The sequence below is a fragment of the Streptomyces sp. NPDC059743 genome (genome assembly GCF_042732975.1).
Classification (GTDB): Bacteria; Actinomycetota; Actinomycetes; order Streptomycetales; family Streptomycetaceae; genus Streptomyces.
This window is the reverse complement of sequence record NZ_JBHWGS010000021.1, coordinates 115,107-129,556: the sequence shown is the minus strand read 5'-3', so window position 1 is coordinate 129,556 and position 14,450 is coordinate 115,107. Positions and strand designations below refer to the sequence as shown.

Genomic DNA, 14,450 nt, shown 5'->3' with positions numbered 1-14,450 from the left:
GACAATCAGATCGTCACGCAGGATTCCCCTGCCCACCATTATGGGAGCAGCCTCCTTATGGCCGTATCCGCGCTCGCCGCGATGCCACAAGCCGTGAATCTCCTCGACGCGGGATCCCTGCTCTCCGCGTTCGGCGCCCTCGGCATCGCCGTCGTTCTCTTCGCAGAGACCGGCCTGCTGATCGGATTCTTCCTTCCCGGCGACTCCCTGCTCTTCACCGCCGGGCTGCTGTGCGTGCCCGGCGCGACAGGTCCCGCGCATCTCTCGCTGCCTCAGGTGCTCATCGCCTCGGCCGTCGGCGCGCTGCTCGGAGCGCAGACCGGCTACTGGATCGGCCGGCGCGGCGGCCGGGCGCTGCTGGCCCGCAGCCGGGCCCGCAAGCTCCACGAGGGCGCGGCCCGCGCCGAGGAGCTGCTCGACCGGTACGGCCATGCCAAGGCCATCGTGCTGGCCCGTTTCGTACCGGTCGTAAGGACCGTGCTGAACCCGCTGGCCGGCGCGCTGAACGTGCCCGCGCGCCTCTTCACGCTCTGGCAGATCGTCGGCGGCGTGGTCTGGACGATCGGACTCGTACTGGCCGGATACGCGCTGGGCTCGTCCGTACCGAACGTCGACCGCTATCTGCTGCCGATCGTCGCGCTTGTGGTCGTCGTCTCGCTCATTCCGCTGGTGCTGGAGGTGCTGCGCTCACGCCGTACGTCCCAGGGAGAGACCCGTTGACCGCGGCGGACACGAGAGCGGTGGCGCTGCGCCCGCTGGGTGTCACCGCGCTCCTCGCGGCCGTTTTCGCCGCGCTGGCGGTGGTGGTGGCCGGCCGGAACGGCGCGCCGTTCCCGGTGGACCGCGACGCGCTCGACTGGTCGGTGGGCCACCGCCCGGCCGAGGCCACGGCGGTGGCCCGGGGCATCACGGCGACCGGCACAGGAATCCTCCCTTATCTGGGCGCGGTCGCGGCCGGTCTGCTGATGGGCCGGGGCATACGGCAGCGGCTGGTGGCGGCGGCCGGCGCGCTGGCCTTCCTCCTGGCCGCGCAGGCCGTCCGCTACGGCGTCCTGTACGGCGTCCACCGGCCGCGGCCACCGGTGGCGGACTGGGCGACCCATGCCTCCCGCTACGCATTCCCTTCCGGACACGCCACGACCTCGGCGCTGGTGGCGGGCCTGCTGGTCTGGGCCGTACTGCACCGCGGCGGCCGGAGGTCTCCGACGTACACGCTCTGCGCGCTGATCGTCTGCTGGGCCGTCGCCGTCGGGCTGACCCGGATCTATCTCGGCGTGCACTGGGCGACCGATGTCCTCGGAGGCTGGCTGTACGCGGGCACCTGGCTCGGCCTCGGCGTGGCGCTGATCCCTCTCGGGCGGCTGCTGCCGCGAGACCGGAGCGACGGAAGCGACATGAACGACAGCAGAGGCGAAGGCAGATAGGAGCGGCTTCAGGAGCGCTGAGTGCTCAGAGCGCGCGGTGCATGATGTGCAGTCCGACATAGCCCTGCGCGGGATGCCGGAATCCCTCCGGCACCGTGCCCAGGATCTCGAAGCCGAGCGACTCGTACAGCTTCACGGCGTATGTGTTGGTTTCGACGACGGCGTTGAACTGGATCGAGCGGAAGCCCGCCGCACGGGCCCAGTCGAGCGTGTACAAGACCAGCGCCCTGCCCACTCCGCGTCCCGACCGCGCCGGATCGACCATATAGCTGGCCGTGGCGACATGCGCGGCGTTGCCCATCTGGTTGTTCTGCATCTTCGCGGTGCCGAGGACCGTACCGGCCTCGTCCACGGCGACGACGGTACGGTTCGGAGCCGCCAGCAGCCACCACTCACGGCCTTCGGTCCCGTCGAGGTCGAGCGGATAGGAGAACGTCTCGCCCGCGGCGACGATCTCATGGAAGAAGGGCCAGATGGCGGCCCAGTCCTCGGCGGTGGCTTCCCTGATCAACATAGGGCCAGCATGCCGCCACCGCTCACCGGTCCGCCAATGCGTTTCGCGAGGCAGGAAGGGCAGGCCCTCGGGCGGCTTGCTCTTTTTGCAGGATAATGACCGAGAGAGAGGGGATATCCGAAAAGAGGCGATCGCTCATGTTCGAAGCCGAGGACATTCGGGAGTGGCGGGGCCACGATGTGGTCGACGCCGACAAGAAGAAGATCGGCTCACTGGAAGCCGTCTATGTCGACACCGCGACGGACGCGCCGTCGTTCGCCACCGTCACCGTCGGGCTGCCCACCAGGCGGCGTCTGGTCTTTGTCCCGCTGGGCGATGCCACGGTCGGTCCCGGCTATCTGAAGGTCACCTGGGACAGAAACCTCGCCAAGGACGCTCCCTCCATCGACACCGACGGAGAGCTGCTCGCCCAGGACGAACCGCAGGTCTTCTCGCACTACGGACTGCCCTACACGACCGGCGCGGCAGGTGAGCGCCGGCTCGCCCGCCGCTGAAGCGGGCCGGTCTCCGGGCCCTGGTCTTCGGGCCCTGCCCGTCGGGCAGGGCCCGAAGACCGCCGCCGACCGCTCCTCAGACCAGGTTCTTCTCCAGGTTCGCCAGATAGGCGGGCATGAAGTGGTCACGGATGCCGTCGGAGGCAGGCGCGAACAGATCGGCCGTACGGCCCGTCACCCGGTCCCTGAGGACATCGACGAACGGCAGCCGGTCATGGATCTTCCCGTGCGAGTCGAAGTACTTGACGGTGTCCACATGGGTGAAGAGCGGCGCCGGCGGGACCTGCGGAACGATGTCGTTGTTGTTGACGAAACGGTATGTACGGTTCTTCAGGGCGGTGTTGTACGCGGCGGCGAGCAGCCGGTCACAGGTGCGGGGCTGGCCGTAGGTGTAGATGCCGTCGGCCAGGATCCTCGGCTCCTCGAAGTACAGCCGGGTGCCGGCGAGCATGGCGAGCGCGCCGCCGAGGCTGTGGCCGGTGAACCACACGGTCTGGTCGCGGGTACGGAACTCCTCGATGGTGTCGCGTACATCCGGGTAGACGGAGGCGAGCGCCTGGTGGAAGCCGTAGTGGACGAAGCCCTTGTTGCCGGGGCCCGGTACGGGCGGTGTGTTGCCGTCGGTCAGCCAGTCGCGGATCTCATGAGGAGTCGTCCCACGGAACGCGGTGATGATCATCCGGTCACTGGCGGCGGTGTACGCCTGGGTGTCCTCCAGCGGGAACGGCATCTCGTGCCGTGACTCGAAGTGCCGGAACCGGTCGAACCCCCATTCCGCCAGGGCGGCCCGGGCGGTGTCCCGGTCGCGGTAGGCCAGCTCCGAGGCCTTGGCCAGCCAGTAGGCGTGCGACAGTTGGTAACCGGTCGTCTGATGGTCGATCGGGGCGAGTGGCATGGGAGAACCTCCGGGCTTATACGGGCACTCAGTGTCAAGTCATATGATTTGCCACTTTTCTGGCTCGCCACGGAACCGCGTTCACCCACAAGGGCGGCGCACGGAAGCACTCGCCGGATGGCTGAAATTCGGCGATCACCGCCCCGATTGGTCTGGACCACATACCCGGGCGCCCGCTAGGGTCCCTGCCAGCCGACATCCCGTCACGAGCCCTCCCCCGACCGGCCTCACCCTGTCCCGCTCCCTCCGTCGGCTCTGTACCGAGGACCGAAGTGCCGTGATTGATATCGTTGTCGTACTCCGGGCCGAGGACGCCGTCCTCGACTTCCTGTCCGTACTCACCGACGACCACGGCGGTGAGACCCGGGTGATCCTCGGCGACCGCGCCGAGATACTGACACTCGCCGCGGGAACCGACACGGCTGAGCGGCTCACGCTGCTCGCCTCCCATGTCCGGCCCGTGACCGACGGCATCGCCGCACCGGGCCCGGAGGTCCTCGCCGGTCTCCTCTCCCGGGCCGGAGCCTGGCGCGACGGCCAGGACGGTCCGTACGCCCACGACGGCCGGAGCCGGGAGACCGTCCGGATCTGGACACACTCTCCGGCGGACACCCGGCGCAGCCGCGGACGGCTCGGCCGTGACACCGCCCTCGCCCACGCCGGCCGTCCCGACGGCGGATCCGAACTGCGCCATGCCGTCGGCTACTCGCCGTATCTCCAGTTCCTCAGCGATCTCGACCGTCCGCTGCCCCGGCACCTGATCGCCACCAAGCTGGACTTCGTCAACCGCTCGTGCGGGCATCTGCTGGCCGAGCGGGATCCCGACTATGTCGTCCAGACTCCGCATATCCCGGCCGCCGAGCGCTTCTTCGACGCGGATCCCGCCGAGCGCGAGCGGCTCTACGCCCTGATGGCCAGCCTGGACGACGAGGCCGCGTCCGTCGTGGACCCCTGGGAGTTCGGCAGTTCGCCGTACGAGGAACGGCGGCTGGACGCCACCGCGGCCTGGGTACGGGACCACTGCGCCGGCGCCGAGGGCCCTCTGGTGGAGGTGGGCGCCTGTGAGGGCGCGCTGACCCGTCGGCTCGCCGCCACGGGCTTCACCGTACGGGCCACCGAGCCCAACTCCGCGTTCAGGGACCGGCTCACCGCCGCGTTCACCGGCTCCGAGACAGTCACCGTGGACGGCGCCGATCTGGCCGAACTGGCCAAGGAGGACGGCCCGCCACACGCCGCGGCCCATCTGCTGATCGAGATGCTCTACTACGGCCAGGATCTCGCGCTGCTCGACGGACTCGCCACGGACCGGGTGTTCGTCGCCCTCGAACCCGAGGCGCTCACCTCCCGGCTACGGCCCTGGCTCGAACGGTCCACGCTCTGGCGGGCGGACGAGGAGACCGTGCTGGTACCTCCGCAGGTCGAGACCGTCTGCGCGGGACGCGCCTATCTGAGCAAGCGCGGCAGTGTGGGACTGCTGCTGCGGCGCACGGCCGGCTGACCGACCGACTGACCTCCGGGAGAGCGGATATGTACGACCGGCTCGTCGGTCTCGGCTACCACTGCGAATCCACCTATCAGATCCGCCGTATCACCGGCGACGACCGCGCGCACTTCTTCGACTGGCTCGATCTCGATTTCGAGTCCGTCGTGGAGACCATCGCCGCCGACTTCACCAACGTCCTGCGGCCCGGCATGGTCGAACCGTTCAGCGACGGGCTCTGCGCGCTGGACCGCGGCTCCGACATCCGGTTCTTCCATGACTTCCGTCCCTCCTCGGGCACCACGCTCAACAGTGACGACATCGACGGCCAACTCGGCTCCGTCCGGGCCAAGTTCGCCGCGCTCGCCGACCGCTGGCGTACGCTCACCGGTTCGTCCGCGCGAGTGCTGTACATCCATCACGACGCCTTCGACGAACTCGCCGCGGCCGATCTACGCCGACTGCGGCTGGTCATCGCGACGGCGCACCCGGAGCACCGCTTCGATCTGCTCTGGCTGCGCCGTACGCCGCCTTCGGACGCGGACGCGCTCGGTCCCGGGATCGGCTGGGGCACCGTGGCCGCCGCTCCCGGGCGGTGGCAGGGCGACGACGCCCAGTGGGACGCCGCCCTCCGCGACGTACGGTTCGCCGGCGGTCCACGGCCGGCGGCTCACCACCAGCTCAGCAGCTCAGCACCATGACCGACCGACAGGAGCACTCCCGTATGACCACGTCCCGGCCGACAGCGGCCCCGCCCGCCACCGTGATCCTCTCCCCGCACTTCGACGACGCCGTGCTGTCCCTCGCTGGTCTGATCCCGGCGCTCGGCTCACCGGTCACCGTCGTCACCGTCCACGGCGGCGCGCCCTCGCCCGGCCATGACGTCTCGTGGTGGGACAGCACGTGCGGTTTCTCCTCGGCGGGCGAGGCGCATCACGCGCGGCGGGCGGAGGACGCGCGGGCCTGTGCGCTGCTCGGTGCGGCGTGTGTCCCGCTGGGACATCCGGACGGTCCCTACCAGGACGGAGGCGTGCTCCATGAGATCGACACCTATCTCACGGCCCTCGCTCCCGAGACCCGGCTGCTGATCCCGCTGAGCACCAATCAGCCCGATCACGCGAAGGTGCGCGACCGTGCCCTGCACATACTCGCCGGTCTCGGCAGACCGCTCCCTCTCGTCTACGCCGATCTGCCGTACACCGGTCATCTGCCGGAGTGGGGCACTCCCGGGACGGACGCGGCGCTCGCCAAGGATGTCGACTTCGGAGTGGCCTACCAGGATCTCGACAGCCGTTTCGTACTGCGGGTCGCGCACGAGCTGAATCTCTCCGACGAGCAGTGGGCGGCCAAGCGCGCGGCGGTGCAGTGCTACGCCTCACAGCTCGCGCCGCTCGCCGTCGACCACGGCAGTGTGCTGGCCCGTGGCGGTCCGCTGCGCGCCGAGCGTGTCTGGGCGCTGGAGGAACGCGGATGACCGGAGGGCACAGAGGGCACAGAGAGTACGGAGGGCACCCCCATCCGGGGGCCCTGGACAGAGCGTGGCGCCCGCCGGGGTAGTAGACGACACATGACCCGAAAGCGTCTCGGTGCGGCCGAACTCAGGCACCGGCTGGAGCGCGTGTACAGCAGGATCATCACATCGCCCGCCGGACTCGCCTGGAACCGCGGCCGTGAGATGGAGCTGATGCACCGGGCCATGAGCTTCGCCGCGCTCGGCTTTCTGACGCTGGTGCCCCTGCTGGTCCTGGTCGCCGCGGCCGATCCGGCGAGCGGCCAGGGCTTCGCCCGCTGGCTGGGACAGGGACTCGGGGTGTCGGGGTCGTCGCAGGAGCAGATCCAGCAGCTCTTCAGCAGACCGGGACAGGCGTTGCAGCGTACGACGGCGTTCGGTCTCGCCGCGCTCGCCGCGTTCGGTCTGACCTTCGGCTCGGCCGTACAGACCGGTTACGAGAAGGCCTGGGAGCTGCCGACGGCCCGCTGGCACACCATGTGGCGCCATGTCGTCTGGCTCGCGATGCTGGTCTTCTTCCTCATGGTCTTCGTCAACACGTCCATCACCTCCCAGTCCGTCATCGAACTGACTCTCTCCACGGTGGGCGATCTGATCGCGACGTTCCTGTTCTTCTGGTGGTCCCAGCGCTTCCTTCTCGCGGGCCGGGTCCGCTGGCGCGCCCTGATCCCCGGCGCCATCGCGACCGCCCTGGGACTGCTCGGTCTGCGGGTGTTCTCCCGGCTGGTCTTCTCGCCGCTGATCGCCGCGAACGCCGTCACCTACGGTCCGTTCGGCACGGTGCTGGTGCTCCAGTCCTGGCTCGTCGGGGTCGGCTTCGTCGTCTACGGGAGCGCGCTGGTGGGCCGGCTCTACCACGAGCACCGCACGCATCTGCGGCTCCAGCGCGAGATCGAGACCGAGGAGATCTGATCCGCGGCACCGGCGGCGTACCGCCCGCGGCGTGGCCACTTCCGCCGCCCGCGCCCGTTCCCTCCGCCCGTTCCCCCGCCCGTTCCCCCGCCCGTTCCACCGCCCGTTCTTCCACCCGTTCCTCCGCCCGCTCTCCCGCCGTGCCGAGTGGGCCGTTGTCTGGCAGCGTCGTCCTCAGCGAGCAGATCGAGTCCGTCAGTGAGCGGATCGAGGACCGTCCCGCCGTCGGCGCCCAGGAGGTTGGATCATGACTGTCGTGCACCATCGCACCGTTGACGTGGGCGGCCAAGCGGTCTTCTACCGTGAGGCCGGGGACGCCACGGCGCCCGCCGTCGTACTGCTCCACGGCGCGCCCGCGAGTTCGTTCATGTTCCGCGGTCTCATCCCGCTGCTGGCCGATCGCTATCACGTGGTCGCGCCGGACCTGCTGGGCTTCGGCTACTCCGCCATGCCGCCCGTGGAGCGGTTCGACTACACCTTCGGCGCCCTGACCGATGCCGTGGAGGGCTTCCTCGACACGATCGGGATCCGGCGGTGCGCCCTGTACGTACAGGACTACGGCGCGCCGGTCGGCTGGCGGCTGGCGCTGCGCGACGCCACCCGGATCACGGCGGTCGTCTCACAGAACGGCAACGCCTATACGGAAGGGTTCGTCGACTCGTTCTGGAAACCGCTGTGGGATTACGCGGAGGACATGACCGAGGAGAAGGCGGCTCCGCTGCGTGGCGCGCTGAGCCTGGAGGGCATCCGGTGGCAGTACACGCACGGGGTGCCGGATACGAGTCTGGTCAGTCCCGACACCTGGATGCACGACCATATGCTGGTCAGCCGTCCCGGCAGTATGGACGTCCAGCTCAAGCTGTTCAGCGAGTATCCGACGAATGTCGCGCTCTACCCGCAGGTGCAGGAGTACTTCCGTACGACACAGGTACCGCTGCTCGCGGTCTGGGGCCGTAACGACGAGATCTTCGGGCCCGACGGCGCACGGGCCTTCCGGCGCGATCTGCCCGATGCCGAGGTGCATCTGCTCGACGGCGGGCACTTCCTGCTGGAGAGCGAGCTCCCGGCGGTCACCGCGCTGATGAGGGACTTCCTGGGCCGCGCGCTGCCGGTCTGAACCGGGTGCGCACCCGCCGGAGAGGCGTGCCGTGTGGGGACGGCACGCCTCGGCCCGTGATCGGCACCAGAAGTGCGGGACCGGCTAGAGGTGCGGCGCGAGGGCCGGGATGAGGTCCTGGAACGTACGGCCCTCGGCGGGGCTGCCGATGGCGGCCATCTGCCATCCGGTGTCCGAGCGGTACACCTTGGCCATGATCTGGGCGGTGTGCCGCCCGCCGCCGGTGAGTGTGTGGCGTGCCAGCTCCTGGCCGTTGGTCTCGTCGACCAGTCGGCAGAAGGCGTTCTCGACCTCCTCGAAGGTCTGCCCGGTGAAGGAGTTCACCGTGAAGACGATCTGGTCGACATGGACGGGAACGCGTTGGAGGTCCACGACGATCGACTCGTCGTCGCCGCCCTGTCCCGCACCGCCGACCCGGTTGTCGCCGGTGTGCCGTACGGAACCGTCGTCGCTGATCAGATGCTGGAAGTAGACGACATCGACGGCCTGCTGACCGGCGAAGAGAAGCGCCGAGGCGTCCAGGTCGATCTCGCGCGCGGTCATTCTGGCGAAAAAACCCTTGCGCGGCGCGGACTTCCAGCCCAGCCCCATCCGGATGACGGTGAGTTCACCTCCGCCGGACTTGGTCAGACTGATCCGCTGGCCCTTGGCGAGGTTGACGCTCATATCGCTTCCCTTCATCCGTCCCGGAACCGGGCACACCGGACGCCCGGCGGACCTTCCGGCCCGGGTGACACCACGTAAATCTACAGCACTGTAGAAGTTGGCGGCCCAAGGGCGCGGCGATGGCGGCAGCCCGTCACACGGGCAACCACCCGGCTTTCTCTACACGTCTGTAGAGAAAGTAGAGTGCACGAATCGCACAGGGCGATGACCGGCATGGCCGACGGGCCGAGAGGGCCTGGACAGCGGGCAGTGAGCGGCGGGCAGGCCGGTACGGGGGACGGAGGAACAGCGTGGAGATGGAATCCGGGAAACAGCGTGGCCCCGACGGGAGCGGGAACCGGCGCGCCGCCCATGGCGCGCCCCGTACCAGACTGACGCGGCGCGGACGAATAGCCGTCTGGTCCGGCGCGGTCCTCGTCGTCGGGCTGATCGCCGTGGCGGGCACCGCGGCCTGGGTCTACCAGGACCTCAACGGCAATATCCACTCCGCCGACGTCGACAACAAGGTCGGCGGCGGGCGGCCGGTCAATTCGAGTCCCGGCTCCAAGAACATCCTGGTCGTGGGCTCCGACTCACGGGCCGGTGACAACGCGAAGTACGGCAGCGGCCTCACCACCATGCAGTCGGACACACTGATGGTCCTGCATCTGGCCGCGGACCGGAAATGGGCCACGGTGGTCTCGCTCCCGCGTGACTCCTGGGTGGCCATACCGGCCTGCGACCGAGGCAACGGCAGCCGCTCCGCACCGCACCACTTCAAGATCAACGAGGCCTTCGCCATCGGCGGTACGAGCGGCGAGATCGCCGGCGCCGCCGCCTGCACCATCAAGACCGTGGAGCAGAACACCGGACTGCGTATCGACCACTTCATGTCGGTCGACTTCCAGGGCTTCAAGGGCATGGTCAACGCGCTGGACGGCATCGAGGTCTGTCCCGAGGCGGCGATCCACGACACCAAGGCCCATCTCGATCTGGACGCCGGCTGCCAGACCGTCAAGGACGAGAAGGCCCTCGGCTATGTGCGCACGCGCTACAGCCTCGGGGACAGCTCGGACCTGGGACGCATCGGCAGACAGCAGGAGTTCATGGAGGCCCTGGCCGCCAAGGCCCAGACCAAACTGACCAGCCCGAAAGCGCTGTACGGTTTTCTGGACTCCGCCACCGAGTCACTGACCACGGACAAGGAGCTGGCGGGCATCAAACCGCTCTCCGGTCTCGCCTCCGAGATCAAGGGCATTCCCGGCGACCGGCTGACGTTTCTGACCGTGCCGAACTATGTGCGCGAGCTCGATGTGCCGACCGACAAGGCCAATGTCGTCTGGCAGTATCCGCAGGCCGCCGAGTTGTTCACGGCGCTGGCCAAGGACGAGGAGGTCGACAAGGAGCGGCTGACGGCCGACTCCAAGGACCCGGTCTACGCCCACACCGTACGGGTCCAGGTCCTCAACGGCACCGGCGTTCCGGGACGGGCCGCGAAGGTCGCGGACACCCTGCGCACGGCAGGATTCACCGTCACGGGCGTCGGCAACGCGCCCGAGCACACGAAGCGGACCACGGTCACTCATCCGCCGGGCCTCCGGGCGGCGGCCGAGGTGCTGGCCTCCCGGCTGCCGGGCGGTGTCGCGCGCGAGGACGCACAGGCCGCTGCGGGAGTGGTGACACTGACCGTGGGCCCGGACTTCGATGCCCTCCGATGAACAGCCCGGTGGCCGACGTCGGCCACCGGGCAGCACAGCTTTGCGATTCCTTTACTATGAAGGGACCGGGGTGCCCACCCCGTTCCCACCATCTGATCCGAGAAGGAGCTGCGGTCCCGCAATGGGTGAGCCTCCCAGTACGAGCCGTGTCATTCCCGTCCCGACGAGCCCAGGGGCGGAGGTGGCACGGTGACCGAAGTGCTTCTGCTGCTCCTCGCCCTCGCGCTCACCCTCGCCTGTGCGGTGTTCGTCGCGGCCGAGTTCTCCCTGACCACCGTCGAGCGCGGCGAGCTGGAGCGTGCCGTCGCGGCGGGCGAGCGTGGCGCCGCCGGTGCGCTGGCGGCGGCCAGGCGGCTGACCTTCCAGCTCTCCGGCGCCCAGCTCGGCATCACGGTGACCTCCCTGGTCATCGGGATGCTCGCGGAGCCGTCCCTCGCCGTGCTGCTGAAAGGCCCGCTGGAGGCCACGGGCCTGCCGCAGGGCGCTGTCTCCACCGTCGCCACCCTGCTCGGTGTCGCCCTGTCCACGGTGGTGCTGATGGTCATCGGTGAGCTGGTGCCGAAGAACTGGGCGATCTCCAGCCCGCTGGCCGTCGCCAAGGTGGTGGCGGGACCGCAGCGCGGCTTCACCGCAGCCTTCGCGCCGCTGATCCGGCATCTCAACAACACCGCCAACCGGCTCGTACGGCGGTTCGGGCTGGAGCCCGCCGAGGAGCTGGCCTCCGCCCGTACACCCGAGGAGCTGGTCGCCCTGGCGCGCCACTCCGCGCGGGAAGGCGCCATAGAGGCGGACTCGGCCGAGCTGTTCGTACGGACACTGCATCTCGCCGAGCTGACCGCGGAGAACGTGATGACGCCACGGGTGGATGTCCGGGCCCTGGAGGCCCATGCCACCGCGGGTGACGCCGCCCGGCTGACCCTGGCCACCGGTCTGTCCCGGTTCCCGGTCTACCGCGACACGCTGGACGAGGTCATCGGCACCGTCCATATCCGCGATGTCCTCGCGCTGGACGAGACCCGCCGTGACCACACTCCCGTCACCGAGCTGGCCACCGGCCCGCTGCTCGTCCCCGACTCGCTCCCGGTCGACCGGCTGCTGCGGCGGCTGCGGGAGGCGAGGACGATGGCCGTGGTGATCGACGAGTACGGCGGCACCGCCGGTGTCGCCACCGTGGAGGACATCGTCGAGGAGGTCGTCGGAGAGGTACGGGACGAGCACGATCCGGACGAGACGCCCGATCTGCTTCCGAAGGAGCCGACCGCGGACGGCCGCCAGGTCTGGGAGGCGGACGGCGGAGTCCGGCTCGACCAGCTCGCCGAGATCGGCCTCGACGCGCCGGACGGTCCCTACGAGACACTCGCGGGCCTGCTCGCGACCCGGCTGGAGCGGCTGCCCGTCGTCGCCGACACACTGGAGATCGACGGCTGGCGGTTCGACGTCCTGCGGATAGAGCACCGGCGCGCCGACCGGGTGCGGATCACCGCGTCCGCCCCGGCCAACGACCTCACGGAGAACGCCCGATGACCGTTCTGCAGCTCGCCGTCGGCGTGTTCACCCTCTTCACCAACGCGTTCTTCGTCGGTGCGGAGTTCGCTCTCATCTCCGTACGGCGCAGCCAGATCGAGCCTCTGGCGGTCAAGGGCAGCCGCCGTGCGAAGACCACGCTGTGGGGACTTGAGCATCTGTCGGCGGCCATGGCCACCGCACAGCTCGGTATCACCATCTCCTCGCTGGTGCTGGGCGCCGTCGCCGAGCCGGCGATCGCGCATCTGCTGGAGCCGCCGTTCGAGACGATCGGTGTGCCGGAGGCGCTGATCCATCCGATCGCCTTTGTGATCGCGCTGGCTCTGGCGACCTATCTGCACATGCTGATCGGCGAGATGGTGCCGAAGAACATCGCGCTGGCGGCGCCCGCGTCGACCGCGCTCGCGCTGGCGCCCGTCCTGGTGGCGCTGACCCGTGCGCTGCGTCCGGTGATCTTCGGGATCAACGCGTTCGCCAACGCCATCCTGCGGCTGCTGAAGGTGGAGCCCAAGGACGAGGTGGCGTCGGTCTTCACCGACGACGAACTCGCCCGGCTGGTCAAGGACTCCAGCGAGGCCGGGCTGCTCGATCCGGCGGACGGGGAGCGGCTGCGGGACGCCCTGGAGCTCGGTACGCGCCCGGCGGGCGAGGTGATGGTCCCGCTCAACAGGACCGTCACCGTCAACCACCGGATCACACCGCAGGAGTTGGAGCGCGCCGCCGCGTCCTCCGGCTTCTCCCGGCTGCCGGTGACCGGGCCCGACGACACGATCCTCGGCTATCTGCACATCAAGGACGCGCTCGGTGCCGCCGAGCGCACCCGGCCCTTTCCCCGCAGTGCGCTGCACACGGTGATCCGGGTCGAGATCGACACTCCGCTGGACGACACCATGACGGCGATGCGCGCCGCCGGGACGCATCTCGCGGCCGTGACCGGTGACAAGGGAACCGTCATCGGCTTTGTCACCATGGAAGACGTCCTGGACGAACTGGTCGGCCCGGCGCCCGACTCACCGGCCGCGCAGTAGGCGCGCCGCGTATCGAACGGCCGGTGCCCTCGCCCGAGGGCACCGGCCGCTTCGGCGTTCAGGACCGGTCAGCGCCGGTCAAGGCCGATCGAAGCCGGTCAGGGCTTGCGTGCCACACCGACGTAGCAGGCCGCTTCCTTGAGAGTGACGTTCTCCGCGTGCTCGTCGGGATCCGGGCGCCACTCGTGCGAGGGCGTGATCCCTGGGTCCAGCAGCTCCCAGCCGCTGAAGAAACGGGCTATCTCCTCGCGGGTGCGCGCCTGTCCGGGATTGCCCGACGCGCGGTAGGCGGCCGTCAGCCGGGCTATGCCCTCGGGATCGAACTCGGCCGTGACATGGGCGATCGCGAGCGTACTGCCCGACGGCAGCGCGTCCTTGAGAATTTCGACGATGTCATGGGCGCCGTGCTCGTCGGTCACGAAGTGGAGCAGCGCGTTGAGGCTGAGCGCGATGGGCTGGGTGAAGTCCAGCGTCGACCGGATCTCCTCGGCGGCCAACAGGGCCTGTGGCGAGGTGACATCGGCATGGGCGTACGCCGTGCGTCCGGCGGGATGGCTGTGGAGCAGCGCGCGGGCATGGGCCAGCACGATGGGATCGTTGTCCGTATAGACCACATGCGCCGTCGGGTCCTCCCGCTGGGCCACCTCATGGAGGTTCGGCGAAGTGGGAATGCCCGTGCCGATGTCCAGGAACTGGCGCATACCGTTCCGGGCGAGGAAGCGTACGGAGCGGTTCATGAAGCGCCGGTTGATACGGGCCGTGGCCAGGATGGAAGGAAAGGCCGTCATGGCGCGGGCCGCGGCCTCGCGGTCGGCGGGAAAGTTGGTCGTACCGCCCAGGTAATAGTCGTACATACGCGCCGAATGCGCCCGGTCCAGCTCCAGATCCACCGCGCTGTTGTCCCCCACCGTCGCGACCCCCTGCTCTCGTTGCCGGTTGACTGTCAGTGGCTGCCCACCACCGCATACGGACAACCGTACGAGATACTCCAACTCCGGTTACCAGCGGGCCTGGTGGGAGAGAAGAAACCAAATGGGCCAAGTAACCTGACTCCAAGGCCGAGTAATCATATGATGACTATCAGCGAAAAGACCCAGAGGTGTTCCGTACAGTGAGGGCACCCTTCCGGTTGGCTGACCAGTGAGAGAGGACCACACCTCTCGCGCCGACGCCCTCTGCCCTGGAGCGG

At 69.1% G+C, this 14,450-nt stretch carries 15 protein-coding genes; 11 read left to right on the top strand and 4 right to left on the bottom strand.

Annotated features, from left to right (window positions below):
* The first annotated feature begins 57 nt into the window (after positions 1-57).
* Together ACFV6H_RS31745 and ACFV6H_RS31740 are read left to right on the top strand one after the other, a co-directional pair.
* Positions 58-720 carry a DedA family protein gene (locus ACFV6H_RS31745; protein WP_385549199.1) on the top strand — a complete coding sequence of 221 codons (663 nt, stop codon included), beginning with the start codon at positions 58-60 and terminating at the stop codon, positions 718-720.
* Positions 717-1,424, top strand: a complete 708-nt coding sequence (locus ACFV6H_RS31740) for a phosphatase PAP2 family protein (protein WP_385549196.1) — start codon at positions 717-719, stop codon at positions 1,422-1,424. Before ACFV6H_RS31745 ends, ACFV6H_RS31740 begins: the two co-directional genes overlap by 4 nt.
* A gap of 25 nt (positions 1,425-1,449) precedes the next feature.
* Here ACFV6H_RS31740 and ACFV6H_RS31735 read toward each other — a convergent pair whose 3' ends face one another.
* On the bottom strand, positions 1,450-1,938 hold the full coding sequence (locus ACFV6H_RS31735; RefSeq protein ID WP_384792911.1) for a GNAT family N-acetyltransferase: 489 nt from the start codon (positions 1,936-1,938) through the stop codon (positions 1,450-1,452).
* Positions 1,939-2,075: 137 nt separating this feature from the next.
* On the opposite strand from ACFV6H_RS31735, the gene ACFV6H_RS31730 reads away from it, so the two are divergent.
* Positions 2,076-2,432 carry a PRC-barrel domain-containing protein gene (locus ACFV6H_RS31730; RefSeq protein ID WP_384792914.1) on the top strand — a complete coding sequence of 119 codons (357 nt, stop codon included), beginning with the start codon at positions 2,076-2,078 and terminating at the stop codon, positions 2,430-2,432.
* 76 nt (positions 2,433-2,508) lie between these two features.
* Here ACFV6H_RS31730 and ACFV6H_RS31725 read toward each other — a convergent pair whose 3' ends face one another.
* The gene (locus ACFV6H_RS31725; protein WP_385549191.1) at positions 2,509-3,327 is read right to left on the bottom strand and encodes a lipase family protein; all 819 of its coding nucleotides are present in this window, start codon (positions 3,325-3,327) and stop codon (positions 2,509-2,511) included.
* A gap of 277 nt (positions 3,328-3,604) precedes the next feature.
* Between ACFV6H_RS31725 and ACFV6H_RS31720 the strand changes: the two genes are divergently transcribed.
* From ACFV6H_RS31720 to ACFV6H_RS31700, 5 genes are all read left to right on the top strand, one after another.
* Positions 3,605-4,825 carry a hypothetical protein gene (locus tag ACFV6H_RS31720; protein ID WP_385549188.1) on the top strand — a complete coding sequence of 407 codons (1,221 nt, stop codon included), beginning with the start codon at positions 3,605-3,607 and terminating at the stop codon, positions 4,823-4,825.
* A gap of 29 nt (positions 4,826-4,854) precedes the next feature.
* Positions 4,855-5,508 carry a papain-like cysteine peptidase gene (locus ACFV6H_RS31715; RefSeq protein WP_385549185.1) on the top strand — a complete coding sequence of 218 codons (654 nt, stop codon included), beginning with the start codon at positions 4,855-4,857 and terminating at the stop codon, positions 5,506-5,508.
* Positions 5,505-6,281, top strand: coding sequence for a PIG-L deacetylase family protein (locus ACFV6H_RS31710; protein ID WP_385549182.1), 777 nt, complete (start codon positions 5,505-5,507; stop codon positions 6,279-6,281). Before ACFV6H_RS31715 ends, ACFV6H_RS31710 begins: the two co-directional genes overlap by 4 nt.
* A 93-nt stretch (positions 6,282-6,374) precedes the next feature.
* Positions 6,375-7,229 carry a YhjD/YihY/BrkB family envelope integrity protein gene (locus ACFV6H_RS31705; protein ID WP_385549178.1) on the top strand — a complete coding sequence of 285 codons (855 nt, stop codon included), beginning with the start codon at positions 6,375-6,377 and terminating at the stop codon, positions 7,227-7,229.
* Positions 7,230-7,473: 244 nt separating this feature from the next.
* The gene (locus ACFV6H_RS31700; RefSeq protein WP_385549288.1) at positions 7,474-8,346 is read left to right on the top strand and encodes an alpha/beta fold hydrolase; all 873 of its coding nucleotides are present in this window, start codon (positions 7,474-7,476) and stop codon (positions 8,344-8,346) included.
* A gap of 84 nt (positions 8,347-8,430) precedes the next feature.
* On the opposite strand, the gene ACFV6H_RS31695 is transcribed toward ACFV6H_RS31700, so the two are convergent.
* On the bottom strand, positions 8,431-9,012 hold the full coding sequence (locus ACFV6H_RS31695) for a TerD family protein (protein WP_384792935.1): 582 nt from the start codon (positions 9,010-9,012) through the stop codon (positions 8,431-8,433).
* A gap of 296 nt (positions 9,013-9,308) precedes the next feature.
* Here ACFV6H_RS31695 and ACFV6H_RS31690 point away from each other — a divergent pair, with 296 nt between their 5' ends.
* From ACFV6H_RS31690 to ACFV6H_RS31680, 3 genes are all read left to right on the top strand, one after another.
* Positions 9,309-10,709 carry an LCP family protein gene (locus tag ACFV6H_RS31690; RefSeq protein ID WP_385549285.1) on the top strand — a complete coding sequence of 467 codons (1,401 nt, stop codon included), beginning with the start codon at positions 9,309-9,311 and terminating at the stop codon, positions 10,707-10,709.
* A gap of 189 nt (positions 10,710-10,898) precedes the next feature.
* Complete coding sequence (locus ACFV6H_RS31685) at positions 10,899-12,233, top strand: hemolysin family protein (RefSeq protein WP_385549174.1); 1,335 nt, start codon at positions 10,899-10,901, stop codon at positions 12,231-12,233.
* A complete protein-coding gene (locus ACFV6H_RS31680; RefSeq protein ID WP_385549171.1) occupies positions 12,230-13,261 on the top strand; it encodes a hemolysin family protein in 1,032 nt (343 codons plus the stop codon). Before ACFV6H_RS31685 ends, ACFV6H_RS31680 begins: the two co-directional genes overlap by 4 nt.
* 98 nt (positions 13,262-13,359) lie before the next feature.
* Here the strand turns inward: ACFV6H_RS31680 and ACFV6H_RS31675 are convergent, their stop codons facing one another.
* Entirely contained in the window at positions 13,360-14,169 is an 810-nt protein-coding gene (locus ACFV6H_RS31675) for an SAM-dependent methyltransferase (RefSeq protein WP_093604675.1), read from the bottom strand.
* Positions 14,170-14,450: the final 281 nt, after the last annotated feature.

Bases quoted from the DNA above. Each gene is read 5' to 3' on its own strand.
- ACFV6H_RS31745 (WP_385549199.1), top strand. From the start codon at position 58: ATGGCCGTATCCGCGCTCGCCGCGATGCCACAAGCCGTGAATCTCCTC.
- ACFV6H_RS31735 (WP_384792911.1), bottom strand. From the start codon at position 1,938: ATGTTGATCAGGGAAGCCACCGCCGAGGACTGGGCCGCCATCTGGCCC.
- ACFV6H_RS31730 (WP_384792914.1), top strand. From the start codon at position 2,076: ATGTTCGAAGCCGAGGACATTCGGGAGTGGCGGGGCCACGATGTGGTC.
- ACFV6H_RS31725 (WP_385549191.1), bottom strand. From the start codon at position 3,327: ATGCCACTCGCCCCGATCGACCATCAGACGACCGGTTACCAACTGTCG.
- ACFV6H_RS31715 (WP_385549185.1), top strand. From the start codon at position 4,855: ATGTACGACCGGCTCGTCGGTCTCGGCTACCACTGCGAATCCACCTAT.
- ACFV6H_RS31710 (WP_385549182.1), top strand. From the start codon at position 5,505: ATGACCGACCGACAGGAGCACTCCCGTATGACCACGTCCCGGCCGACA.
- ACFV6H_RS31705 (WP_385549178.1), top strand. From the start codon at position 6,375: ATGACCCGAAAGCGTCTCGGTGCGGCCGAACTCAGGCACCGGCTGGAG.
- ACFV6H_RS31695 (WP_384792935.1), bottom strand. From the start codon at position 9,012: ATGAGCGTCAACCTCGCCAAGGGCCAGCGGATCAGTCTGACCAAGTCC.
- ACFV6H_RS31690 (WP_385549285.1), top strand. From the start codon at position 9,309: ATGGAATCCGGGAAACAGCGTGGCCCCGACGGGAGCGGGAACCGGCGC.
- ACFV6H_RS31680 (WP_385549171.1), top strand. From the start codon at position 12,230: ATGACCGTTCTGCAGCTCGCCGTCGGCGTGTTCACCCTCTTCACCAAC.